This is a genomic window from Paenibacillus sp. FSL K6-1318, from assembly GCF_037976905.1.
In the GTDB taxonomy this organism is placed as follows: Bacteria; Bacillota; Bacilli; order Paenibacillales; family Paenibacillaceae; genus Paenibacillus; species Paenibacillus amylolyticus_A.
Window position 1 is genome coordinate 2874816 of record NZ_CP150270.1, and the last position, 26089, is coordinate 2900904.

Below are 26089 nucleotides of genomic sequence, written 5' to 3' on the forward strand. Positions count from 1 at the left end.
ACTTGTTCGTATTCTGTCTTGGAGGAGGGTGAGATAACGTTCTATGAAAGACAATTCAAGACAATTGGAATTTATGGAAATAGATCTGAGCGAAGAGCCTGAAACAGCAGCTGTTCCGGTTCCTGATCGTTCAACCATTGTGCAGCAGTCTGCACATGATACGATGCAGCATCGTGGAGGCATATTGTCCTCGGAGAAACGTTTTGTAGAAGAAGCTACGCAGTGGGCAGAGATGGAGGGGGATGCATCCCCGTGGGTTCCCTTCATGAGTTACTGGCCAACGTATGGCGTGATGAACGAAGCCCAGCGCAAGTGGTATTTGTATTGGAGGAAGGAAGTTCGTCAGGGGAGTTACCCGGATACCGATCTATCCTATCTATTTGTTCATATCTACGAGCTAATTAACGGCATTGGCTGGCAGAATCCTGAGGATGGTTATGATCAATTAAAACAGTTATGGGTGAACTACCGTGAACGGCTCCCTCAATTAAATATATATATGCAAGAATGGATGGTCGATTATGTGCTGGTCCATCAGATGGAGACGTCTTTATCCGAAGTGATGGACCTTTCAGGCGGATACCTGCCAGCAGAGATGCTGGATATGGAGTTGCAACGTATTTTACAGGATAAGGTATCGGATATCTCGCTGAATATGCTGCAAAGATACTATGATTACGATATTACACTTAGCAAGTTCTACAGAGATGGCGGCAAAGAGGTGATGGAGCAGTACATCCCACGGGTCATGGTTTTGGTTGATTCGTACCTGGAACGTACGCGACAAGTTGGACTATTACCTGAGTTTGAACCCAACGATGAACACACGGTGGAGCGCATCCTGTTCCGCAAAGCAGTCTATGATGATTCGATCTATGGAAGATCGGTATCGTTCAGATATATGCCCATAGGTGAGCAAGCTGATTTTGTGCAGATGGTTACGCGGATCTACCGATGTACTGAAAATAAACTTCGTGAACTGCTCGGATTCAGAGGCCGATTGCGAGGGCAGACGCTTGAACCCGAACTTGCAAATCTGATTGAACGTTACTTGGACAAAGCATATACGACCGAGCAGGCTGAGGCTGTGGAGCAACCGGTGATTCGGATTGATACGGAGAAATTGGCATCGTTACAGCAGGAAAGTGAGTACGTACGATTGGCACTTACAATTGAGGAGGATCACCCTTCTGAAGTGAATGATGAAGAGGTTAACCACGCAAATGTTGCAAGTAATTCAGTAGATGCGCTAGAAGCAAGGGATGAGATCACTCCAACTGAAGGTTCTATGGAGTCGGAGCCATGCGCAGTAGAGATTGCAACAGGAGCGCAAGTAGAATTAATTGGGTTGCAGTGGGACGAGTCTGCTGAGACGGATCTGGATGAAGAATGGCTGCTTTTTGCCAATGAACTATCCCCTCAGCAGGTGCAAGCGATTCATGTTCTACTTGGCGAAAGCCCGGATATCGAACTGATGCGTCTGGCTGAGCAATATGGAACGATGCCTACGCTTCTGCTGGATGAAATTAATGATGTGGCTATGGAAACGATCGGTGATCTTCTGATTGATGGTGATCGGATTGTTCCTGATTATATTGATGTGTTCGAACATGTGAAGAGGTGATACGCAGTGACAGAACTTAAAATACCGAAGCGGTTGACCACCGCACTTGTAAATTCATTAACAGCGGGTGTTGTCCCGCGCATAGGACTGGAGCAGATTGCTGTTGGCCGGAAACCGGAAGTGGAAGCCATCTTGCGGGATATGGACAATATTGCCGAAGGCGGCGCTGCGTTTAAACTCATTACGGGCCGTTACGGCAGTGGTAAAAGCTTTCTTTTGCAGATGATTCGTAACTATGCCATGGATCGTGATTTCGTTGTGGCAGATGCGGATCTGTCACCGGAGCGACGATTGGTGGGTACCAAAGGTCAGGGACTTGCGACATACCGCGAACTGATGACTCGTCTGTCTACACGCACACGCCCGGATGGGGGAGCGTTGGAGCCGATTTTGCAAAAATGGATCGCAGGGCTGCAACAATCGACGATGCAGAGTCAGAACCTGCGCCCGGATGATCCCGCTTTGCCGCTGGAGGTAGAGAAGCAGATCTATGCGGTGACGGGTGAGATGCAGAATCTGGTTCACGGCTTTGATTTTGCCAAGGTGCTGGCGTCCTACTGGAATGGGTACAAGCTGGCTGATGATGATCGCAAACAGGCGGCACTTCGCTGGCTACGAGGAGAATTTGCAACCAAAACGGAAGCGAAAAAAGAACTGGCTGTTGGCGTCATTATCGACGATGACAACTGGTACGACTACTTCAAATTGTGGTCTGAATTTACCGCGCGCATTGGTTACAAAGGATTGTTGTTGTTCATTGATGAAGCGGTGAATCTGTATAAAATTACAAATAGCGTCTCACGTCAAAGCAACTATGAAAAATTGCTGACCATGTTCAACGATACAATGCAGGGCAAAGCGGAGCACCTGGGCATATTTGTAGGCGGTACACCGCAATTTGTGGAGGATGAACGACGCGGACTATACAGCTATGAAGCGCTTCGCTCCAGGCTTATTGATGGTCGTTATGCGACCAAAGCTTACGCGAATTATACAGGCCCGATCCTGAAGCTTGCGATGTTATCGCATGAAGAGATTCTGATTTTGCTCCAGAAGCTGCGGCAGATTCATGCCCTTCATTTTGGATACAGTGCGAGTCTGACGGATGAACAATTGGTTGATTTTATGCAAACGGCTGTGAACCGACTGGGTGCGGATGAATTGCTGACCACACGTGAAGTGGTACGAGACTTTATGGATGTTCTGCATACGTTACACCAGAATCCCGAAGTGACGTATACTCAATTACTTGGCGAGCGAGCCGTCAAACCTCAGGAAACGGGTAAAGGCGCAGATGCTTCAGCAAATACGGATGATCTGGACGATTTCCTGGCGGAGTTTGAATTATGAGTGATAATCCGTTCTATCGACTGGCGCCGTTTGTTCAGGAATTTATTTATAAAAAAAGATGGGAATCGCTTCGGCCTGCCCAGATTGAGGCCTGCAATATCTGCTTCCATACCCCGCATCATATGCTGATCGCGGCAGGTACAGCCTCCGGCAAGACGGAGGCGGCTTTTTTTCCTGCATTGACCGAGCTGTATGAACGGCCTTCCAAGTCGGTTGGTATTCTCTATATTGGACCTCTGAAAGCCCTGATTAATGACCAATTTGAACGTCTTAAGGATCTGCTATCCGAAGGGAATATTCCGGTGTGGCATTGGCATGGGGACGTACCTCAGGCCGAGAAAACAAAACTGATGAAGAATCCGTCTGGTGTGCTCCAGATTACGCCAGAATCGCTAGAAGGTCTGCTCATGAATCGACCGAATGCGATCCCGGCGCTGTTTCATGACCTGCGTTATGTCATCATCGATGAGGTACATGCCTTTATGGGAGCAGATCGGGGCATTCAGGTGCTCAGCGAACTTGCGAGAATCGAGCGTATGGCTGGCTGTACACCGCGAAGAGTTGGCTTATCCGCTACACTTAGTGACTATGATGCGGCTACATCTTGGCTGGCTGCGGGAACGAAGCAGGGTGTCGATGTAGTCTCTTCCCCAGGTGGTCGCAAGCTGCGATTGCGGGTGGAACATTTCTCTTTTCCTGACGCACAGGACGAGGAGCAGGCGGAGCAGCTTCATAACGCACGCAAAGCCTACTACGACTTCATCTATGAGAGTACACATCGTAAAAAAGCGCTGATCTTCACCAACAGCCGTACCGATGCAGAAGTTACTATTCTTGAGATGCGGCGAGTCGCGGCTCGCAGGCAAGAGCGTGATGTGTTCCATGTGCATCATGGAAGCATCTCGGCTATGCTGAGGGAAGAGACGGAAGCTGCTCTACGCACCGGATCGGGACCCGCGGTTGCTGCGGCAACGGTCACGCTTGAACTGGGCATCGATCTGGGCGAGCTGGAACGTGTGGTTCAGCTCGGTGCACCGTATAGTGCGTCCAGCTTTGTACAACGTCTGGGGCGTTCGGGGAGACGAGAAGATATGGCATCGGAGATGCTTTTTGTATGTCCGGAGGAAGAGGATGAGGAAGCCCAATTGCCAGCACGTATGCCGTGGACGTTGATGCGTGCGATTGCTGTTATCGAACTATATGTAAAAACGAAGTGGGTCGAGCCGCTTGAAGCACGCAAAATGCCCATAGGTGTGCTCTACCATCAGACGATGAGCATGTTGAAAAGCATGGGGGAGGCGGAGCCGAGAGATCTTGCAGGAGCCATCCTTTCGCTGGCTCCATTTGCGTTGATTAGACCTGATCAATATCAGGTATTCCTGAATTACCTTATTGAGACGGATCATCTGCAATGGACAGAGGAGCGAACGTTGATCATCGGTCTGACTGGTGAGAAAATCGTGAATAATTATCGCTTCTACGCAGTGTTTAAGGACGATGAGGAACATAAGGTGCTGAACGGATCTGAAGAAATTGGATCGATTACAACCGTACCCCCTCCTGGCTATTGCTTCTCGCTCGCAGGCAAACTGTGGAAAGTGGAAGAGGTCGATCACAAGCACAAGGCTGTGTATGTGAAGTCTGCGAAAGGTAAAGTAGATACGTTATGGCTTGGTGCGGGAGGAGATATTCATACGTCGGTGGTACAGAAAATGCGTGAAGTGTTGTCCGACTCCACCATCTATCCCTACCTGTCACCACAAGCCGTCAATCGACTTGAACGGGCACGCCGCTTAGCTCGTGAAAGTGGACTGTTGAAGCAGGTCGTGATTCCGGCAGGGGGAGATTCGATGTACGTTCTTCCTTGGGTTGGAAGCAAATCGTTCCGTACATTGGAGCGCTTGATGAAGCATAATCTGTCCAAGAAACTTGCCTTGCGTTCGGTTGTGCCCATGGAGCCCTATTATTTTGTGGTGTCTGGCAAAGTCGATGAACGAACATTGTTAGCCGAGATTATGAGTGAGTGTCGGACGGCTGAAGACGCATCTGCGTTACTGGCTGAAGATGAAGCACCTTATCTGGGCAAGTATGATGAATTTGTCGCACCGCCTTTGATCCGTGAGGCTTTTGCCGTGGATGGGCTGGATCTGGATGGATTGAAGGCAGGTTTACAACAAACATTGGAGTGGGATTCCTCGAGTACCAAGCGGACATGACGTTTTTACGTAATAAAATTTTTATACGGAATAGGGTTGACACCATCTCACCTCCCATGTAATATATGAAAAGTCGTCACACACGAATTACATCAAATTGCATATATCATTTCGTATAACCTCGCAGGCCGAAAGTGTACACAGGGCGAGGGTCTCTACGGGAAGCCTATACTTCCTAACTACGATGCCAAGGAATCAATGTATTCCTTGCTCGTAGTTAGGATTTTTTGCATTTAGATGGTGTCTGTGACCTTGGCATGAACCAAACATGCGGGCGTATTTTTCTTATCATCAGGAGGTTTATTCACAATGAAATATTATCTGTCCGTTCTCGCGGGAGCGATGAGCTATGGCATATTATCCACGATTGTGGTTCTGGCGTACGGCGAAGGATATAAACTTGGAGAGGTTGTGGGAACACAGCTGATTACGGGTTTTCTTCTATCCTGGATGCTGGCGCTGTACACACGGTTTAGAACCAAACGCAAGTCACAGGCAAACGGCAAAGCATCAGGAGCCGTGGCACAGGTATTCAAGCGGTTGACGTGGAAACAACGTCTGCTATTGATGGCTGCTGGAACACCAACGGTAATTACAGGGCTCGTCTATTATCAGTCTTTACGTTATATCCCGGCATCACTTGCAATCATCCTGTTATTCCAGTTCACATGGATTAGCGTATTGATTCAGGCGATAAGCAAACGTCAACGTCCTGACAAAGTCACGTTCCTGACCTTGATCATTTTGTTCGGCGGAACTTTGCTGGCAGCTGGTTTCCTGGAACAGGGACTGGGTGAGTTCAACGGTCTGGGTATTGCACTTGGACTAATGGCAGCCGTAAGTTATTCCCTGTTTGTATTGTTCAGCGGCAAAGCAGTTCCTTCAGCGCATCCAGCTTTCCGTAGTGCGTGGATGGTTACAGGCGGATTGATCCTGCTGTGCATTTTGTTCCCACCGACATTCCTCTTTAACGGATTGATCTGGAGTCAGTTGCTTGTATTTGGATTGCTGCTCGGATTCTTCGGGGCTTTCATTCCACCTGTATTGTTCGCTATCGGCGTTCCACATATTGGTGGTGACATGGCCGGAATCCTGGGTGCAGTGGAGCTTCCAATTGCAGTACTGTTATCCTCTATCGTGCTTCATGAGCATGTCAGCGGATTGCAATGGTTCGGGGTTATCATTGTGCTCATTGGTGTAGCCCTGCCAGAGTTGTATAAATTACGCATGAGACGAAGTCGAAGTACCCCGATATATTCCTGAGTTATACGAAAAGGGATATGGCGAAGCATGAACGGGAATAACCGTAGATAAGCCTGAGAAATCAGGCTTTTTTTAATGAAATATTTTTGCTCAAACACAATAGCCCAGAGGGGTCATTTTCATTATCCTGCGAATCAGGTATGCTTAAAGAATATATCCGTCTGTGGATTGATTATTGATGGGACATCGAATGAGGAGTGTTTATATGAAAAGCTGGTTTGGAAAAACGTGGCCTTGGTTAACGCTGGGTCTGACCGTTGTTGTACTGCTCGGATCATTTTTGGTTTATTTTATGGGCAAAGACGTATCCCCCGGATCGGGAAGTGCGGTAACTGCACAAGCCGAGACAGCGGAGGATTTGAAGGGATATGAAGTCATTGATGTGGACGTAAGTAACGATGGTTTTGGACCAGACGTTATCGAGGTGAAAGCTGGCGTACCGACCAAAATCAACTTTATTCTGACCCGGTCGGTGACACATGTCAAATCGGTGGGATCACAAAAGCTTGGCATGGATCTATACATGCAAAAAGGACCTAATTATTATACGGTCGACAAAGATCTGCCAAAGGGAGAATACGAGATTCATTGCGGTATGTACATGATATATGCAACGATTAAGGTCGTATAAGCAGAAGGAGCATAGTTTCGGGTCACCGAGCTTTGCTCCTTTTTTTGGTGCGTGATATCATGGACAAGTGGGTAAAATCGATCAGGAGGTGGCGAAAATGAAAGCGCTATTTATTGGAGGGACAGGCACCATCAGTACGGCCATTACGGAGATGCTTGCACAGCAAGGCTGTGAGCTTTATTTGATTAATCGAGGCAATCGTAATAACGATTTGCCTGCAGGAGTTAACGTACTTCAAGCCGATATTAATGACGAGGCGCGTGTAGCGGAGTTGATTGCTGATCTGGAATTCGATGTTGTGGCAGACTTTATCGCTTTTGTACCGTCTCAATTGGAGCGAGATTACCGTTTGTTCAAGGATAAAACGAAGCAGTTTATTTTTATAAGTTCAGCATCGGCGTATCAGACACCTTTGGCTGATTACCGGATCACGGAAGGGACGCCATTATCGAATCCATATTGGGAGTATTCGCGTAACAAGATTGCGTGTGAAGACTATCTGATGAAACAATATCGTGAGCAAGGATTCCCCGTGACCATCGTGCGTCCGAGCCATACGTATGGGAACCAATCCGTACCTCTCGGTGTTCATGGTGCACAAGGCAGCTGGCAGGTTCTTAAACGCATACGTGAAGGTAAACCTATTATCATCCATGGAGATGGCACATCACTGTGGACCATTACGCACAATACTGATTTTGCCAAAGGGTTTATCGGGCTTATGGGAAATATCCATGCCATTGGTGAATCGGTACATATCACCTCAGATGAATCCGTCACGTGGAATCAAATTCATGAGATTATTGCTGGCGTGTTGGGCGTTAAGCTTCATGCGGTACATGTTCCGTCCGAGTTCTTGGCAGCATGCAGTGACCAGGATCTACGCGGCGGTTTGCTAGGGGACAAAGCCAATACCGTTGTGTTCGATAACAGTAAACTGAAACGGCTTGTTCCGGAATTTGTAGCAACGACAAGAGCCGATCAGGGCATTCGATGTACAATTGAGCACATTCTGGCGCATCCTGAATTACAGACCGAAGATCCGGAATTTGATGTGTGGTGTGACAAGGTTATTGGCGCATTGGACGAGGCGTTATTGAAGATCAGAGATGAGAAGTAAGAAGGAAGGCGTTCATCATCAACTGTTTACATCCATGCGCTGAATCGTTATAATCAAGAAAAAATGACACTTGTTAGGGGAGGCACCCCAACTTAGGACATCGTTCCTTTGTTGGGGTGCCTCCCTTTTTTGGTGTGCCAAAAAGGAGAGCAGACGTTGAAGAAATCAGGAAAACGTGTGAAGAAACAAGCGGAACAGTTAACCAAAGTGGTGCTGGCATTTGCGTTATTATCACCTCAAGCCCTGTTGCTTGAATGGGGTGCAGCCACGGTAATGGCTGAAACGGTTGAAACGATCGAGATTGTATCCGATACGTCCAGCATGAAGGCTGTACAGTCCTCTAAGGTGAAAGTAGAGATGAACAGTGATGGTAAATACAGAATTGTGTTACTACCGAACACGAATGTATTTTACGGTGGTGATACAGGGAATGTATCTACGATTATCGACCACAATGGATCACCCGTGAACTTCAAAACATTGCCGCTTAATTATTACCGAATTAACAATAATGTAATTGAAATGTCCCGGCAAAAGGATAATGTTGAATATATTTTACGTGTATCTATCGTCAATGCCACGTCACAAGGTGGTTACATGAAGGTTGAACTGGAAGCCATCAACCGCAGCGGATCGGCACTGAATTTGGGTGGAACATTTTATTGGGATACGATGGTGAATGGCAACGATGCTTCTCCGTTTGAAGTCATCGAGAATGGATGGCGCAATTACAGCGGCGGTGTTCAGGTCACGGCTTTTTATGCGAATACGTACAATGTTGTGAATGCGGATCGTATATATATGGGCCAGTACAGCAGTCCAGACAGCGCGCAACTTACAGGGGGTTCTTCACCTTCGGCATTTGCTCCAGGCCAGACCGTAACGGCGAGTGATACAGCTGCACAGTTCTGGTGGAATGCCAAGGCAACAGCGAATCAGGCTTCACGCAAATTTTCGACCATTGTGGGGATTGGCCCCAAAAATGTTCCGCCTTCATTTACACTAACAGCACCCTCTTCGGGTCAAACCTATTACAAAGGCGAGCAACTGCAGATCTCCGGTACAACGCGAGACACGGATGTAGGCGACCTGTTGACCGTGAAATGGTCCATTGATGGTGGGTCCGAGAACATTCTGACCCAGATGACTGCAACGGGTTCGAATCAGTCTTTCAACACCAATTATACGTTGCCTGATACCCTGCCAGATGGCACGCACACATTGCAAGTATGGGTCATGGACGACAAAGGTGGGGTATCCTCGGCAGGAACCGTTAACTTTACGGTAAGGAGTTTTGTTGTGCCTGGAACGCCGACGTATACACTGGTTAACCCTAATAACTTGACGGTGAACTGGGATAAGAAGGCCAATGATGCATCCGTTACGTATGAACTGAAGAATATGACAACCAATCAGATCATGGATACAGGTGCGTCAAACAGTCGGCAGGTGACAGGGCTCGCTCCGAATACGAGTTATTCTTTTGCTGTACGTGCCAAAAATTCAAGTGGTTCCTTCACGGGGTACTCCAGTCCATCCACCAAATATACATTGGCCAATCCACCCGCTGCTGCGGCTGTGACACAATCAGGCAACTCTGTTACTGCGAGTTGGAATAATAATAGCAACCCTGCGGGCACCCAATACAAAACGGAAATACGCAGTCCAGCCGGGCAGGTCCTTGCATCAGGAACAACAACTTCCACACGTACAGCGTTTGGCCTGACCGGACTCGCGGACGGAAAATATGAAGTATTCGTGGCGGCCCTGAATGGCGAAGGGATACAGACCCCGTATATATCCGCTGGAGAGATGATTAAAGATACGACGGGTCCAACTGCTCCTTCCGTTACAGTCACTCCATCCACATGGACAAAGGAAGATGTTCTGGTCACGGTTGAAGAAGGAAAAGATGCCTTGAGCGGAACTCAAAAGACTGAAGTGAAAGTCGCTCCTGCAGGAGAATGGCGTGAATACAGTGCTCCGTTTACCGTAAACAGTGAAGGCAACACAACTGTTATGGCACGCAGTATTGATGCGTTTGGTAATACAGGACAGGAAACCGCTGTGACAGCCAGGGTAGATCGGACGGCACCAACGCCACCTGTTATCTCGTTGAATCCGCCCGAATGGACAAAAGCGGCAGTAATTGTGACATTAACGGAGGGTATGGACGAAGCAAGTGGCATTGGTCTGACACAGTATAAGCTGGGAAACGAGGGAGAATGGATCGACTACAGGACCCCTTTTACAATCAGTGAAGAAGGAGTAACCGAGATTTATGCACGAAGTGTAGATCGGGCCGCCAATGTTAGTGCTTCCACTTCGGCAACAGCCAGAATCGACAAGACTGGGCCTGAGCAACCAGCGATTACGTTAAGTGAAGAGCATTGGACGAATCAGGATGTAACTTTTGCAGTAAACAGTGGTGAAGATACAGGCAGCGGGCTTGCCAAGAGCCAATATCGACTTAACAAAGAAGGTCCCTGGATCGATTACACGGGCGAAGTGACAGTTACCGATGAGGGAGAAACGATTGTATATGCACGCTCACTTGACCGTGTAGGCAATGTTAGCACGCCCGCTCAGGCTACGATTCGAATCGACAAGACAGCTCCAACCGATCCGGTGATTAGTATAAGTCCATCCGGATGGAGTAAAGAACATGTGCAATTCAACATCGCTGGAAGTGTGGATGAACAAGCGATTTCCTATGAATACAGCCTGAACGATGCTCCTTATATCGCAGGCAATACAGGTACAGTTAGTACAAACGGTGCTACCACAATTCGGGCGCGAGCAAGGGATACTGTTGGTAATGTGAGCAAGGAAGTCAGTCGAATCGCCTATGTAGATCAGATCGCTCCAACGATTACATTTGCACCGAACGGAAATGGCTGGACGGACATGGACATATCCACTACGATTCAGTATGCTGACGCACACTCAGGCATTCAGGAGCTGGAACGATTCTATCAAGTTACGAACAGTGCAGAATCACCGGAACATTGGCTTGAAGCTCGCTCTGACGAGCATAAAATATCCATTGAATCGGAAGGCATCTGGTACATCCATGCCAAGACCATGGACAGAGCTGGTAATACATATGAGACAACATCTTTACCTTACCAAATTCAACGCAAGCCCCAGCAACCGAGTCATGTGAGAATGACACAGATCGCTGAGACTTCAGCTGAACTTACAGTGGATTTGCCGACAGGGGAGAGGTATACCGACGGATATCAGTATGAGATAACGAATAAAACGACAGGACAGTCATGGACACTGGATTATCCTAACCACAGTATAATTGATCACTCCCTAAGCGGTGGTCAGGTCTATGAATATGAAGTTAGAGTGAGAAACCATACCGGAGTAAGTGATGCAGTAAGCGCTCAAGTATTAACTACCCCGGCAGCTCCAGGAACGTTGCATGTTCGAAAAGTAGATTCCCAGCCCAATTTGGCCGAAATTCAATTTGATTCAGTACGGGGAGCAGATGCTTACCGCATCATCGCAGCGACTTCGGACGGAACCACCGTGTTTGATCAGACGGTATCTGATCCGAGTAGCCTTCCCTATGTCAGCAACCTCGTTCCAGGAACCATTCATCACATTTCGGTAACGGCAATGAATGAAAGTGGAACAGGGGGTAGCAGTAGAACCGGATTCCTCACACTGCCGGCAATGCCCGGGGAATTTATGGCCGTTCAAATTCAGGAGTATGATATTTTATTAGAATGGGAGACAGTGACTTCTGCAACGTATTATGGTCTTTCACGCGATGGAACAGCCATATATGAAGGAGAGCAGACAGAGTTTCTGGACTCGGGTCTGGATAGCGGAACGGAGTACAGCTATACGTTAATTGCCGGAAATGAGACAGGACCAGGGCCGTTGGCAGGATTACCTTTGCTGAAGACGTTACCGGGGCAGGTATCCGGCTTACAGATATCAGATGCTTCCACAGCGAGCCTTCGTCTGAATTGGGAAACAGTACGAGGAGCCGATCGTTATGAGTTATGGTTGAATGGAGAGAAGTCGGGAACGGTTCCTGCCGGAACCCAAGAATGGGTCTTTGCGGGACTTAGTTCAGGAACATCTTATCAACTGGATGTACAAGCAGTGAACGGAAGTGGACAGGGGATGCGCAGTTCGGTATCAGGAACAACGCTACCAGAGAGCCCGTCGGGACTTCACGTTGTTCAAGTAACTGAACAGGCAGTGATCTTGAGCTGGGAGCCTGTCGTTGGAGCAACGAAATATCGGGTGGTCATTGATGGACAGAGCCATGAGATATCAGATACACAACTCGCAGTTCACCATCTGTCAAGCAGTCGTAAATATACCTATGAAGTACAGGCAGGCAATGCTGCCGGGTACGGTGCATCCACCAGTAGTACATTTCTTACGCTACCTAGCAGGCCAGAAGGAATGAATGTCACTTGGACTGGTGAAACAAGTATGGGACTTGCATGGCAAGCTGTAGATACAGCAAATCTATATATTGTGAGAATCAATGGAACAGAAGTAGGCAGAACATCAGAACTGACCTACACGGCTGAGGGATTGTTGCCAGGTACAGAGTACGTTTTGGAAGTTCAGGCTGCGAATACTTCTGGTTCCGGTGAGAGAGCGCAGCTCATCCGATTGTCCAAACCGGTGTCGCCTGCCGAGGTACTTGTTGATCCAGGAGTACATCGGGCAAAAGTTTCCTGGAATGTTGTGGAAGGTGCTGCTGAGTATGTGATTGAGCAGAATGGCAAGGAGATCTATAGGGGCATCGAGAATGAAGCAACGATTACCGGTCTACAGGACGGGACGTGGCATCACTATCAACTATGGGCGATCAACAGTCAGGAGACTCGTTCTGAAGCGACGGAAGTATCCCTGCTGACTTTGCCTGAGAAACCCGTTGAGATTGAGGTATATGATGTGGCAAAAAACAGTCTTGTTCTGGATTTCAGCAACACAGGTGTTCAAGGTGCAGATCATTACATCATTGAAAGGGATGGACGAGAAATCGCTCAGATGGATTCGAGTGAGACCCTGTTTGTAGACAAAGATCTGTCCCCAGGAACGAAATACATGTACGTGATTCGGGCAGTCAATGCGAGTGGAGCGGGGGCACCGCTTACTTTCAGTGTAATGACTCAAACGTTGCCATTAGTTACAGAAAGTATCACGGTGAAAGCTGGAACACACACGCTTGATCTGACTTGGGATGTTGTAAAAGGAGCAGTTGCATATGAAATTCGCAATCGGGTAACGGGAGAGCTTCAGAGCGTGTCTAAACCATCTGTACATCTCAACAGTATGCTGGATGGCACAGTGTATGAATTCGAACTCGTTGCGATTAATGAAGATGGTCATCGTTCAGAGTCTATTCAGATTCAGGTTTTAACGAAACCCATAGCGCCTCAGACGGCAGGTATAACACACATCACAGATCAGACCGCGACACTGGACCTGAATGGCAGCTCCACACGGGGAGCAGAGCAATTCATCATGATGAGAGATGGCGTGGAAATCGCGAGGGTTCCAACAGATCAAGGTGCATTTGAAGATCATGGATTGACACCAGGAGAGTATTACACGTATACCATCCAAACATCCAATGCTGCGGGGGTGAGTGATTCCGGTTTTGAAGTTCAATTGCGGACATTGCCTGCGACTATTATTGAACCTTTACATCCAAGCATGATTGGGGAAAAGGAGGGATTGATCTCTTGGCCAAAGGTACAAGGCGCGGAGGGATATACCATACGTATCGGAGATCAGATCATCACCACAATTGAAGAAGGGGATATCACAGAGATGAGATTAACGCATCTGGCGAGTGCAACCCGATATGATCAGGTGCAGGTTATTCCTTATAATACGGCTGGTTCAGGCAGCCCACTGACTGTGACCGCTTTTTACACCTTACCTCATGTTGATTCACTGGAAATGAAGATATATCCGGAGACAGATCATGCCAAACTGGAATGGGACTTTCCTTATGTAAACGAAACATTTGTTGTATTGCTGGATGGCACTGATGTATATCGGGGCAAACAAAAAGAGTTTATTGTAGATCAACTGGATGCAGGCGAGCAGTACGAGATTGAGATCTACACAGAGAATGATCAGGGAGATGCATCGAAGAAGCTGGCGTATTCTGTCCTGACCAAGCCAGCAGCTCCTGTCAAAGTGGAGTATCATTCGGCGAAGGACCGCATTCGTCTTCTATTGGAACAGAGCCGGGTTGTAGGTGCCGATCAGTTTATCATTGAGAGGCATGGTGTAGAGATTGCTCGTGTTCCTGCTGATGAACTGTTCTATGATGATGAGGGACTCGAACCAGGCGTGAACTATATTTATACGGTCAAGACTATGAATGCCTCGGGCAGTAGTGACGGTGGTTACTATCTTCCTGCTATGACCCTGCCCGGTAGCGTTACTTCCCCTCCTGTAGTAGAAGACCGTTCAATGTATGGTGCAGACATTGTGTGGGAGCTGATTCCTGGTGCTGCGGGTTATCGAATCTATCGAAATGAAGAGCTTATGGGTACAACAACGGAGACATCCTTTCATGTGTCTGATTTAAACAGTGCAGAGCATTATACTGACTTTGCAATCATTCCATTCAATGAGGCAGGAGAGGGTGAGGCGCTTCAAGTACCGGAATTCGAGACGCTACCTTCCGAGGAACTGACAGTAGCAGCCATAGCGCAAGGTACGAATACGATTAAGCTAACTTGGGAACTGGGTTCAATGAATGAGGTGATTGTGATCACCCATAAAGATCGTGAGATATATCGTGGCACAGACCGAAGTTATGTATGGACAGGACTGAATGCAGAGCAGAATTATGGGGTGGACGTATGGACGGAGAATTCAGCGGGTGAAAGAAGTGAAAGCAAACGGGCAACAGCCATGACTTTTCCGTATCCACCATCCGTCTGGAGCGGTAGTGGTGCAGCTTCAAATCCAGCAGATACTTCGGTAAAAGCCGATGAGGTGAGTTCACAACCTGAACCCTCTAAACAAACTGATGTACTTGTGAAAAAAAATATCAAATTTATTGATATCAGCCAAACTTTCAATAAGGACCAGATTACCTGGCTGGCGGAACAGAATATCATTCAAGGTGTAAGCGAAACCCGCTTCGAGCCACGCCGTCCGATCACGCGTGCAGAGTTTACCGCACTGATCGTACGATTGATGAGTGTGGACACGACGGCCAACGTGCAGCATGGCTTTCAGGATGTAAACGACGATGATTGGTTCGCTCCTGAGATCAAGGCAGCAGTTCATCATGAGATGGTTCAAGGCATGGGGAATGGGAGATTCGCTCCGCATGCGCTGGTGACACGAGAACAGGCATCCAAGATTATAGCGAACGTTGTTCGTAAAATCAGACCGGAACGGCTGACTTCTCCAAAAGCATTTATCGACCAGACGGATGTATCCGATTGGGCCAAAGAAGAAGTGGAAGAGCTTGCAGGTTTGTACATGATTACCGGATATGAAGACGGCAGTTTCCGCCCGATGCAGCACTTGAGCCGATCCGAAGCCGCAGCGCTGATCTTCCGATTAAATAAGCTGATGCAAGTCATTACCGCTTGATTGGTTTTTAATGCTATAATAGGTTGCCAATATGATAAAAAAAGGGTAATGAACAATGGTGATGAATAATGAATAATAAATTTATCCGGATATATGAAGATATTGCAGATCGTATTCGGACTGGAGAGATTGAGGCAGGTACGTTACTTCAATCGGAACTGGATCTATCGGAAAGTTATCAAACGTCCCGAGAGACCATTCGCAAAGCGCTGAAAATGTTGTACGAAGAAGGTTATATTCAGAAAATTCAAGGCAAGGGCTCGATTGTACTGGATATTCGCAAGATCGATTTTCCCATCTCAGGTCTGGTTAGTTTCAAGGAATTAGCCAAAAAAATGGGGCATCGGGCTCAAACGTATGTGAAGGTTTTCGAGGAGCAACAGGTCGATCAGGCATTGTACAAGAAAATTAACTTTGGTCTGAATGAACAGGTCTGGGAGATCAGACGTGTGCGCAAAGTGGATGGAGAGCACGTCATTCTGGACAAAGATTACATCAGCCAGCGGCTTGTTCCTGGGCTCAGCAAAGAAATCTGTAATGATTCCATCTATCAGTACATTGAGCAAGAGCTGGGGCTTTCCATTTCGTTTGCCAAGAAAGAGATTTTGGTGGAAGAACCCACCGCTGAGGACAGGGAATTACTTGACCTTGAAGGTTTCCACAATGTGGTTGTGGTAAGGAGCCAGGTTTACCTGGAGGATGCTAGTCAATTTCAGTATACGGAGTCGAGGCATCGACCGGACAAGTTCAGATTTGTGGATTTTGCACGCCGTAGATAAGTTAATCAAGATCGATCAGAGAGTACCTTTCACTGCATTATTTGGGTGGATCGGTACTCTCTTTGGTTATGCGGGAAATCCGAAGATCGTCCATCAAGAACCGCTTAATGTCAATGTTCTTCCTTCATGCTGGAGCGTATGATCACGATATACACGAGGCCAAGGAGTGAGGGAATTGAATCACGTGACAGCGAAATCAAACGTCCGCATATGGGAAGAAACCAGAGATATTCCAACCTATGGTACAGGTAAACCGGACAAAAATCCGATGTTTCTTGAAAAGCGAATCTATCAGGGCAGTTCGGGTAAGGTGTACCCGCATCCTGTGATCGACAGCATTGAAGATGAGGCCAAAATGAAGTCGTATCGACTAATTATTCTCGAAAATGAATATGTACGTATCGAGATGATGCCCGAACTTGGCGGACGTATCTATCGTGCGCTGGATCGGACCAACGACTACGATTTTGTATATTATAACCGGGTGATTAAACCTGCACTTGTGGGTCTGGCAGGGCCATGGATTTCCGGTGGAATTGAATTCAACTGGCCACAGCATCATCGGCCCAACACGTTTGGCCCAGTGGATTATACATTTGGCAGTAACGAAGATGGAAGCGCTACCGTCTGGGTGGGTGAGATTGATCGTATGTATGGTACCAAAATGACCGCGGGCTTCACATTACATCCTGGCAAAGCCTATCTTGAAATCCATGCCGAGGTATATAATCGTACCAACACACCTCAAACCTTTCTATGGTGGGCCAATCCAGCTGTAGCCGTCAATGATCACACGCAATCTGTGTTTCCGCCTGATGTAACGGCTGTATTGGATCACGGTAAACGGGATGTATCCCGGTTTCCGATCGCAACCGGAACCTATTACAAGATGGACTATTCCGAAGGTGTGGATATCTCGCGATACAAAAACATACCGGTTCCAACATCCTACATGGCGTATAAGTCGGATTATAATTTCGTAGGGGGCTATGACCACGGAGTGCAGGCAGGTTTGTTGCATGTAGCCAATCACCATGTCTCACCCGGCAAGAAACAATGGACCTGGGGGAACGGTGCATTCGGGCAAGCCTGGGATCGCCAGTTAACGGACGAGGATGGACCTTATATTGAATTAATGACCGGGATCTACACCGATAATCAGCCTGATTTTACATGGTTACAGCCCTATGAAGCCAAATCATTTTCGCAGTATTTTATGCCGTATAAAGGAATTGGCATGGTCAAAAATGCAACGATTGATGCAGCGGTTAATCTGGAAATGGACGAAACGACTGGAATGGTAACTGTGATGGTATATGCGACGTCGGTTTTTGAACAAGTGACCGTTGAAGTGATAGGACCAACCGCGGTATATCTCCATGAGAGATGTAATATCTCACCTACGGAACTATATAAATCTTCATTCCCGTGGAGCGGACAAGATGAATGGCATCAATTGAAGTTAGCTGTTCGAACTGCGGAAGGAAAAGTACTTGTGTCCTATCAGCCTGAACGTTCTGAGATTCAGGAAGTTCCAGATCCGGCCACACCACTTCCGCTACCATCCGAGATTCGTACGAATGAACAACTATATCTGGCTGGTCTTCATCTGGAGCAATATCGGCATGCGACGTATGAACCGGAACCTTATTATCTGGAAGGCCTGAAGCGTGATGCAACGGATATACGTCTAAACCTTGCGTATGGTACATTGCTGCTGCGTAGAGGGCTGTTTCAAGATGCAGAGAAGCATTTCAGACAGGCCGTACAATCGCTGACGTGGAAAAATACGAATCCATATGATAGTGAAGCATTTTACCAGCTCGGTCTGAGTTTGAAACTACAAGGGAAACAGGAAGAAGCCTATGCAGCACTGTATAAAGCCGTATGGTCTGCACAGTATCAGGATACGGGTTATTACATGCTTGCTCAGATCGATACGGGTCAACATCGGTACATGGAAGCGTTGGATCACATCGAACGTTCGCTGATTCGTAACACCAGAAATTATAAGGCTCGGCATCTGAAGGTGGCTCTGCTGCGTAGATTGGGTCAGGATAAACAGGCGATCCAATATGCGCGTGAGACATTGGCATTGGACCCGGTTGAATTTGGAGCTGCACATGAATTAGTCCTGATCTATAGCGAAGCGACTACACCTTCAGAGAAAGTACAAGCGGAGCAAGCACGTGAGCATTTCCTTCGTCTGATGCGAGGAAACGTTCATAATTATCTGAATGTCGTCGCAGATTACGCGGATTGTGGATTGTGGGAAGAAGCACTGAAGGTACTCTCTTATGTTGAATCCGAAGTTGCACAGCCTTATCCCATGGTTGGCTATGCGCAGGCTTACTTGTATCGTCAGTTGGGGGATAAAGAACAGGCCCGAGAATATCAAAAGCAGGGGAAAGCTGCTCCAACCGATTATTGTTTTCCTAACACACTATTTGAATTCCTGGTACTTCAGGATGTATTGGTAGTGGATTCGAATGATGCGCGTGCTCACTATTACCTGGGAAATTGGCTATATGATCATAAACGCTACGAGGAAGCGATTACTCATTGGGAAACTTCGCGTGAGGCGGATGCTGCATATTCAACTGTGCATCGGAATCTGGGACTGGCTTATTATAACAAGTTGAATCGGCCCGATCTTGCACTGGCATCCTTAGAGCAAGCTTTCCGGTTGGATTCACAGGATGCTCGAACCTTCTACGAGTTGGATCAATTGCGCAAGAAGATGGGGTATTCTTGTGAGCGTCGAATCAAACAGCTGGAAGATCACATGGAGTTGGTTCATCACCGTGATGATCTGTATATCGAGTGGGTGACTCTATTAAATATGCAGGGTAGTCATCAGGAAGCATGGGATGCTCTTCAGGCACGGCGGTTTCATCCCTGGGAGGGTGGAGAAGGCAAGGTAACTGGACAATATGTTACGGCACTGACAGAACTGGCGAAGCAACATCTGGAGAAACAACAACCTGAACTCGCATTGGAGCTGTTGCAGAAGGCTTTGGTTTACCCTGAGAACTTGGGTGAAGGTAAGCTAGAGGGAGCTGGAGACAATCCAGTTTACTTTTATCTGGGCTGTACCTACCAGCAATTGAAGAATAATCAGGCTGCAGAGGAAAGTTTCCTAAGAGCGTCAATCGGTCTGAACGAACCGGCAAGCGCGATGTTCTATAATGATCAACCGCCTGAATCGATCTATTATCAGGGACTGGCCTGGCAGAAGCTTGGCAATACGAAGGAAGCAAACAGACGCTTTAACAAACTGATTGATTATGCCGAAAGACATATGCAAGATCACATCCGAATGGATTACTTTGCGGTCTCTCTGCCCGATTTTCTGGTATTCGACGATGATCTCGATCAGCGCAATGTAGAACATTGCCGTTACATGCGGGCATTGGGTCTCCTGGGACTGGGTCGGACGAACGAAGCAAAGGATGAGTTGGAGCGAGTACTGGAGAAGAACCCGAATCATCAAGGGGCAATCGTCCATGTATAATTGATAATCTACATCATCAACCATATCCCATTTATATCGAAGGAGTTATATAATCCATGAACGATAGTGTAGCAGGTAGCCATATTCGCTTTGTATTGGACGCAGAAGATAAGGACATTCGTGCGGGTCGCATGACTGGCAGCAGTGGCAAGAATCCACGAGGGGAGTCGTATGACTTTACCAATTATTATATGGTCCGCAACGATAAGCCCTACATTCCTGTGGTTGGTGAATTTCATTTCTCCAGATTCGCTTACCTGCAGTGGGAGGAAGAGTTACTGAAGATGAAGGCAGGCGGGGTGAACATCGTCGCTTCCTATGTCTTCTGGAATTTTCACGAGGAGCAGGAAGGCGAGTTTAATTGGTCGGGAAATCTGAACTTGCGGCACTTTGTGGATCTGTGTGGCAAACATCAGCTGCCTCTGATCGTGCGGATTGGTCCATTCTGTCACGGGGAAGTTCGCAATGGAGGGATGCCGGATTGGTTATTCAGTTATGCATTTGAAGTCAGATCGAATGATGAAGGGTATCTGTATTACGCCAAGCGACTATATCGCGAGATTGCCCGTCAGCTCAATGGCTGTTTTCACCAGGAGGGTGGGCCCGTTATAGCCGTACAGTTGGAAAATGAGTACATGCACGCTGGCGCACCCATGGATGCCTGGGGGTACACCCGCGAAAAATACATTACCTCCGGCCGGGATGGACGAGAACATCTGAAGATGCTTCGCCATATTGCCGAAGAAGTCGGCATGAAACCCTTGTTCTATACTGCCACGGCTTGGGGGAATGCTGCGGTGCCTGAAGAAGGCACGTTGCCGATGCTCGCGGGGTATGCGTACACACCATGGATTCCGAATCAGCCTCCAAGCCGCGAGTATTTATTCCGGGATCTGCATATGAATCCTGTGGAAGAAGTGGATTTTGACAGTCTGGAGTATCCTGCGGCGTATTGCGAGCTTGCTGGCGGCATGCAGGTCAGTTATCACGCTCGGCCAGTTGTTGATGCGGACAGTGTTGAGGCGATGACCATTGTGAAGCTGGCAAACGGCAGTAATCTCGTCGGATATTATATGTATCATGGCGGTACCAATCCGGTAGGGCAAAAATCTTATATGAACGAACAGGCATTGCCAAAAATGACTTATGATTATCAAGCCCCACTCGGAGAATTCGGACGTATTGGTGAATCGTATGACCGTATTCGTACCTTGTCCATGTTCCTGGAAGCATACGGTGAGCTGCTTGCGCCAATGGGAAGTGTTGTACCGGATGGTCAACATGCGATAACACCGGAGAACACGATGGATATGCGTTGGTCTGTTCGCCAACAAAATGGCTCGGGATTCCTGTTTTTGAATAATTATCAGGATCATGTGGCGTTGCCTGATCGTGATATTCAATTGGCGTTGCATACCAGCAATGGGGCTGCTTCTTATCCCAGAGAAGGAACGATGCAGCTGAAATCCGGCATGGCTGTCATTCTGCCATTCCATATGAATCTGAGTGGAATGAAGATCATTAGTGCTACCGTTCAGCCACTGACCCGATTTATGGTAAATCAGGAGCTTACGGCTGTCTTTTATGCTCATGAAGGTATGGAGCCTGAGTATGTTATGGATACATCATCTGTTACAAATGTGGATATGCCTGAAGGCACAGTATCTGAGCAGGGAAATGAAGTTGTGATTCACCCGATTGCCGGCAAGGACCATCATCTGAGAGTCACAACATCCGACGGAATAGTCATACGTATCATTACGTTGACCCGTGAAGAAGCATTGCATGCCTACCGTTTCCATGTGGGCGGAGCAGAAAGGCTTGTGATTAGCAGCAGTCATTTGTATATACAGAATGAAATGCTCATATGCACATCTGTGGAGGAACCGGAGATGGAGGTATCCTTTTATCCGGCACCAGAACAGATTACCGCTTCTGAATATACCGTCTCATCCCAGTCTAAGCAAGGAGTATTCGATACGTACACAATCCAAGTTTCGCCTTACAAACCTGCTGTAGAGGTTGATTATCCGAAAGAGTATGCAGCAACACTGAGATTGGACACAAAATGGCCGGAACAGGTAGATGACGTGTGGGTTGAGATTGATTATGAAGGGGACGTAGCAGCAGCACATATTCATCATCAGATGTTAACCGACCATATTCACTATGGGCATAGCTGGATGCTTGGTTTGAAGCAATCCCGTCATTTGCTGGCTGATCATGCGTTACGACTGTCCATAACGCCAATTCGAAGAGGTACGACTGAGAGTTATGTGAATCAAGCTTATGTTGAGCGCTTTGAGGGTGTGGAGATCGGGAAGTTCAATCAGATTCGAGTGATACCTCAGTACCGGGTGGGGTTGGTGCTGGCGGGAGTTAGGGAAGACGCTTAGTCTAGATTAGGGATTAAACAACAGATAAACAAAAGTTAACTGACATTAATAATACAGAGGGTTCTTTCTCCGAATGATTGTGAGGAGAGAGAGCCTTTTTTGCTGTGTGATGTAAAAACAAATGATTCCTAATCATGGTAAAAACATCTTGACTAGTAAGCGTTTTCATTTTATTATAACTCCATAACCTTATCGATAAAGTTTATTTAAGTTAAATCATATAAATAAATAAGGTTATTATTGTTTTTGTTAACTACCATAAGAACTTCGATTATCAACGATTTTAGTTAACTTATTGCCTGGAGCAGGGTTAATTGAAATAAATAAAAAAATACAGGAGGTTCCAAACGAATGGTTAATCTGAAAAAGTGTACAATCTTCACGGTTATTGCTGCTCTCATGTTCATGGTACTGGGGAGTGCAGCCCCCAAAGCATCTGCTGCCACAGGTTTTTATGTGAGCGGTAACAAGTTGTATGATTCCACTGGCAAGCCTTTTGTCATGAGAGGTGTTAATCACGGACATTCCTGGTTCAAAAATGATTTGAATACCGCTATTCCTGCAATTGCCAAAACAGGTGCCAATACAGTACGCATTGTTCTTTCGAATGGTAGCCTGTACACCAAAGATGATCTGAACGCTGTTAAAAATATAATTAACGTGGTTAACCAAAATAAAATGATAGCTGTACTCGAAGTCCATGACGCCACAGGGAAAGATGACTATAATTCGTTGGATGCCGCGGTGAACTACTGGATTAGCATTAAGGAAGCTTTGATTGGCAAAGAAGATCGGGTAATCGTCAACATCGCCAATGAATGGTATGGAACGTGGAATGGAAGTGCGTGGGCTGATGGTTACAAAAAAGCCATTCCGAAACTAAGAAACGCGGGAATCAAAAATACGCTAATTGTGGATGCAGCAGGATGGGGACAATTCCCTCAATCCATCGTCGATTATGGACAAAGTGTATTTGCAGCCGATACTCTAAAAAATACCGTCTTCTCCATTCATATGTATGAGTATGCTGGCAAAGATGCTGCAACGGTCAAAGCCAATATGGAGAATGTGCTGAACAAAGGATTGGCGCTGATCATTGGTGAGTTCGGGGGATACCACACAAATGGTGATGTGGATGAGTATGCTATTATGAGATATGGTCAGGAAAAAGGCGTAGGCTGGCTTGCCTGGTCCTGGTATGGAAACAGTTCTGGTCTGAACTATTTGGACATGGCTACAGGTCCGAACGGAAGCTTAACCAGCTTTGGCAACACCGTAGTGAATGATACCTATGGTATTAAAAACACTTCCCAAAAAGCGGGGATTTTCTAATCCGCCGATGAAAAAGGAACACTCTGACGTTCACGTCAGGGTGTTTTTTTAATAAAAGTGCTTAATCCATATTGGTTTTTGAATTTTTCCGTTTATATTTAAAATCTTTTGTTTTCAAAACAAAACAAAGATGATAAACTCGGATTAGGAATAAAACAAACATTATCGGAGGGAAACGAATGGTACAGAGTTTATGGAATGCATCGCAGGCATCTGAGAAAACAACAGGACTGGAGCAATTGGTTTACCGATCCAACCTGATTGGAACCGATCGCAGTGTATGTAACATTTTCGGTGGAAATACGTCTACCAAAACGACAGTGAAGGATTTTCGTGGTCGTGATGTAGAAGTAATGTATGTGAAAGGTAGCGGCTCCGATCTGGGTTCCATGGAAGCGAAGCATTTTACCGGACTTGGGCTAGAGGACATTCGACCATTAATTGAACGTGAATCCATGTCAGATGAAGAGATGGTTGAATATCTGGGACATTGCATGATTGATGCCAAGCACCCGCGTGCCTCCATCGAGACTCTTCTGCATGCGTTCCTTCCATATAAGCATGTGGATCATACGCACCCGGATGCGATTATCAGCCTGTGTTGTGCGCATAACGGCAAGGAATTGGCGAGAGAGATCTACGGTGATCGTTTTGTATGGGTGCCTTATGTACGTCCTGGGTTTACGTTATCTAAAATGATTGCTGAAAGCGTATTCTCGAATCCCAATGCCGAACTCGTACTGATGGAAAAACACGGACTCGTGACTTGGGGAGAAACATCCGAGGAATGTTACGCTCAAACGATCAAGATTATCAATGAAGCGGAAGCATTCATTGAAGGACGGGTGGACGAAGGAAGCTTGTTTGGTGGTGTGAAGCACCCGGCACTAGCGGCAGATGTTCGTCGTCAGATCGTATCACGCGTGATGCCAACGATTCGTGGAGCAGTATCGGATAGCAAAAAAATGATTCTGTCCTTTGACGATCAGGAGGATGTGCTTGCTTTTGTGGGAGGAGCGGATTCTCCGCAATTGTCTCAGGTGGGTGCGGCTTGCCCGGATCATCTGGTACATACCAAAGTGGTACCTCTGTTTATTGATTGGACGCCAGATGCGGATGACATCGAAGGCTTAAAAGCGAAACTGGTGGAAGGCGTGGCAGCCTACAAAGAGCAATATCAGCAGTATTTTGAAAGCAACAAAAACGAAGGTGACGTCATGTTCGAAGCGGCTCCTCGCGTTATCCTGATTCCTGGTGTGGGCATGATCAATACAGGCAAGAGCTGGGCACTTTCCCAAGTAAGCGGTGCATTGTATCACAGAGCCATTGCCGTTATGCGTGGAGCCACTAGCCTGGGTCAATTCGTATCACTCAGTGCAAACGAATCTTACAATGTGGAGTACTGGCCGCTGGAATTGTACAAATTATCTCTGGCTCCCGCAGAAACCGAATTCTCCCGCAAAGTGGCATTTATCACAGGTGGAGCAGGCGGTATCGGAAGTGAAACAGCACGTAGATTGGTATCTGAAGGCGCTCATGTCGTGCTCGCTGATCTCAATCTGGAGGGCGCACAGAAGGTAGCGCAGGAGATCAATGATCAATACGGTGCAAATCGTGCTTATGCGCTGAAAATGGACGTGACCGATGAAGAAGCCGTTCAATCTGCGTATGCAGATGTTGCGGTGCAATATGGCGGAGTGGACATCATCGTGAACAATGCCGGATTGGCGACATCCAGCCCATTTGATGAAACGTCCCTGAAAGAATGGAACCTGAACATGAATGTACTGGGTACAGGGTATTTCCTTGTGGCTCGTGAAGCCTTCAAGCTGATGAAACAGCAGGGTATTGGTGGAAGCATGGTATTTATCGGGTCCAAAAACTCGGTGTATGCGGGTAAAAGTGCCTCTGCTTACAGCTCGGCTAAAGCACTGGAAGCTCATCTCGCACGCTGTATTGCAGCAGAAGGCGGGGAGTATGGCATTCGTGTAAATACGATTCTTCCTGATGCTATTCTACAAGGGTCAGCGATCTGGAACGGTTCCTGGAGAAACGAACGAGCAGCGGCATACGGTATCGAGCCGGATCAATTGGAAGAGTATTACCGCAAACGGACGACATTGCTCGTAAATATCTATCCAAGAGATATTGCGGAAGGGATCGCATTCTTTGCTTCTTCGAAATCCGAAAAAACAACCGGTTGCATGATGACCATTGATGGCGGTGTACCGGCAGCATTTACACGTTAAATAG

Annotated in this window: 12 protein-coding genes and 1 riboswitch; all 12 genes read left to right on the forward strand. The window is 47.1% G+C overall.

The annotated features are described in order from the left end of the window. Nucleotides 1-43 precede the first annotated feature (43 nt). The gene (locus NYE45_RS12880) at nt 44-1624 is read left to right on the forward strand and encodes a TerB N-terminal domain-containing protein (protein ID WP_340016924.1); all 1581 of its coding nucleotides are present in this window, start codon (nt 44-46) and stop codon (nt 1622-1624) included. A 6-nt stretch (nt 1625-1630) separates the two neighbouring features. Beyond that, nucleotides 1631-2974 carry an ATP-binding protein gene (locus NYE45_RS12885; RefSeq protein WP_340016925.1) on the forward strand — a complete coding sequence of 448 codons (1344 nt, stop codon included), beginning with the start codon at nt 1631-1633 and terminating at the stop codon, nt 2972-2974. Further along, complete coding sequence (locus tag NYE45_RS12890) at nt 2971-5190, forward strand: DEAD/DEAH box helicase (RefSeq protein WP_340016926.1); 2220 nt, start codon at nt 2971-2973, stop codon at nt 5188-5190. The genes NYE45_RS12885 and NYE45_RS12890 overlap by 4 nt, the downstream gene beginning before the upstream one ends. Nucleotides 5191-5281: 91 nt before the next feature. Continuing rightward, a riboswitch (purine riboswitch) is annotated at nt 5282-5392 on the forward strand. A 107-nt stretch (nt 5393-5499) separates the two neighbouring features. Beyond that, nucleotides 5500-6453, forward strand: coding sequence for a DMT family transporter (locus tag NYE45_RS12895; RefSeq protein ID WP_340016927.1), 954 nt, complete (start codon nt 5500-5502; stop codon nt 6451-6453). Between the two features lie 205 nt (nt 6454-6658). After that, a complete protein-coding gene (locus NYE45_RS12900) occupies nt 6659-7084 on the forward strand; it encodes a cupredoxin domain-containing protein (RefSeq protein ID WP_074094860.1) in 426 nt (141 codons plus the stop codon). Between the two features lie 97 nt (nt 7085-7181). After that, nucleotides 7182-8204: an SDR family oxidoreductase gene (locus tag NYE45_RS12905; RefSeq protein WP_340016928.1), complete on the forward strand. Its 1023-nt coding sequence runs from the start codon at nt 7182-7184 to the stop codon at nt 8202-8204. A 156-nt stretch (nt 8205-8360) separates the two neighbouring features. Beyond that, nucleotides 8361-15815, forward strand: a complete 7455-nt coding sequence (locus tag NYE45_RS12910; protein ID WP_340016929.1) for a fibronectin type III domain-containing protein — start codon at nt 8361-8363, stop codon at nt 15813-15815. 68 nt (nt 15816-15883) lie between these two features. Then, entirely contained in the window at nt 15884-16594 is a 711-nt protein-coding gene (treR, locus tag NYE45_RS12915) for a trehalose operon repressor (RefSeq protein WP_076330934.1), read from the forward strand. A gap of 175 nt (nt 16595-16769) precedes the next feature. Then, entirely contained in the window at nt 16770-20108 is a 3339-nt protein-coding gene (locus NYE45_RS12920) for a DUF5107 domain-containing protein (RefSeq protein WP_340016930.1), read from the forward strand. A gap of 56 nt (nt 20109-20164) precedes the next feature. Beyond that, nucleotides 20165-22504 (forward strand): beta-galactosidase, encoded by a 2340-nt coding sequence (locus tag NYE45_RS12925; protein WP_340016931.1) that lies wholly within the window; start codon nt 20165-20167, stop codon nt 22502-22504. A 351-nt stretch (nt 22505-22855) separates the two neighbouring features. Further along, nucleotides 22856-23836 carry a glycoside hydrolase family 5 protein gene (locus tag NYE45_RS12930; protein ID WP_340016932.1) on the forward strand — a complete coding sequence of 327 codons (981 nt, stop codon included), beginning with the start codon at nt 22856-22858 and terminating at the stop codon, nt 23834-23836. 179 nt (nt 23837-24015) lie between these two features. Further along, entirely contained in the window at nt 24016-26085 is a 2070-nt protein-coding gene (locus NYE45_RS12935) for a bifunctional aldolase/short-chain dehydrogenase (RefSeq protein ID WP_076330938.1), read from the forward strand. Nucleotides 26086-26089: the final 4 nt, after the last annotated feature.

What these genes read in the sequence shown, in the direction of transcription:
- NYE45_RS12880 (WP_340016924.1), top strand. Translation starts at nt 44, where the DNA reads ATGAAAGACAATTCAAGACAATTGGAATTTATGGAAATAGATCTGAGC.
- NYE45_RS12890 (WP_340016926.1), top strand. Translation starts at nt 2,971, where the DNA reads ATGAGTGATAATCCGTTCTATCGACTGGCGCCGTTTGTTCAGGAATTT.
- NYE45_RS12895 (WP_340016927.1), top strand. Translation starts at nt 5,500, where the DNA reads ATGAAATATTATCTGTCCGTTCTCGCGGGAGCGATGAGCTATGGCATA.
- NYE45_RS12900 (WP_074094860.1), top strand. Translation starts at nt 6,659, where the DNA reads ATGAAAAGCTGGTTTGGAAAAACGTGGCCTTGGTTAACGCTGGGTCTG.
- NYE45_RS12905 (WP_340016928.1), top strand. Translation starts at nt 7,182, where the DNA reads ATGAAAGCGCTATTTATTGGAGGGACAGGCACCATCAGTACGGCCATT.
- treR (WP_076330934.1), top strand. Translation starts at nt 15,884, where the DNA reads ATGAATAATAAATTTATCCGGATATATGAAGATATTGCAGATCGTATT.
- NYE45_RS12925 (WP_340016931.1), top strand. Translation starts at nt 20,165, where the DNA reads ATGAACGATAGTGTAGCAGGTAGCCATATTCGCTTTGTATTGGACGCA.
- NYE45_RS12930 (WP_340016932.1), top strand. Translation starts at nt 22,856, where the DNA reads ATGGTTAATCTGAAAAAGTGTACAATCTTCACGGTTATTGCTGCTCTC.
- NYE45_RS12935 (WP_076330938.1), top strand. Translation starts at nt 24,016, where the DNA reads ATGGTACAGAGTTTATGGAATGCATCGCAGGCATCTGAGAAAACAACA.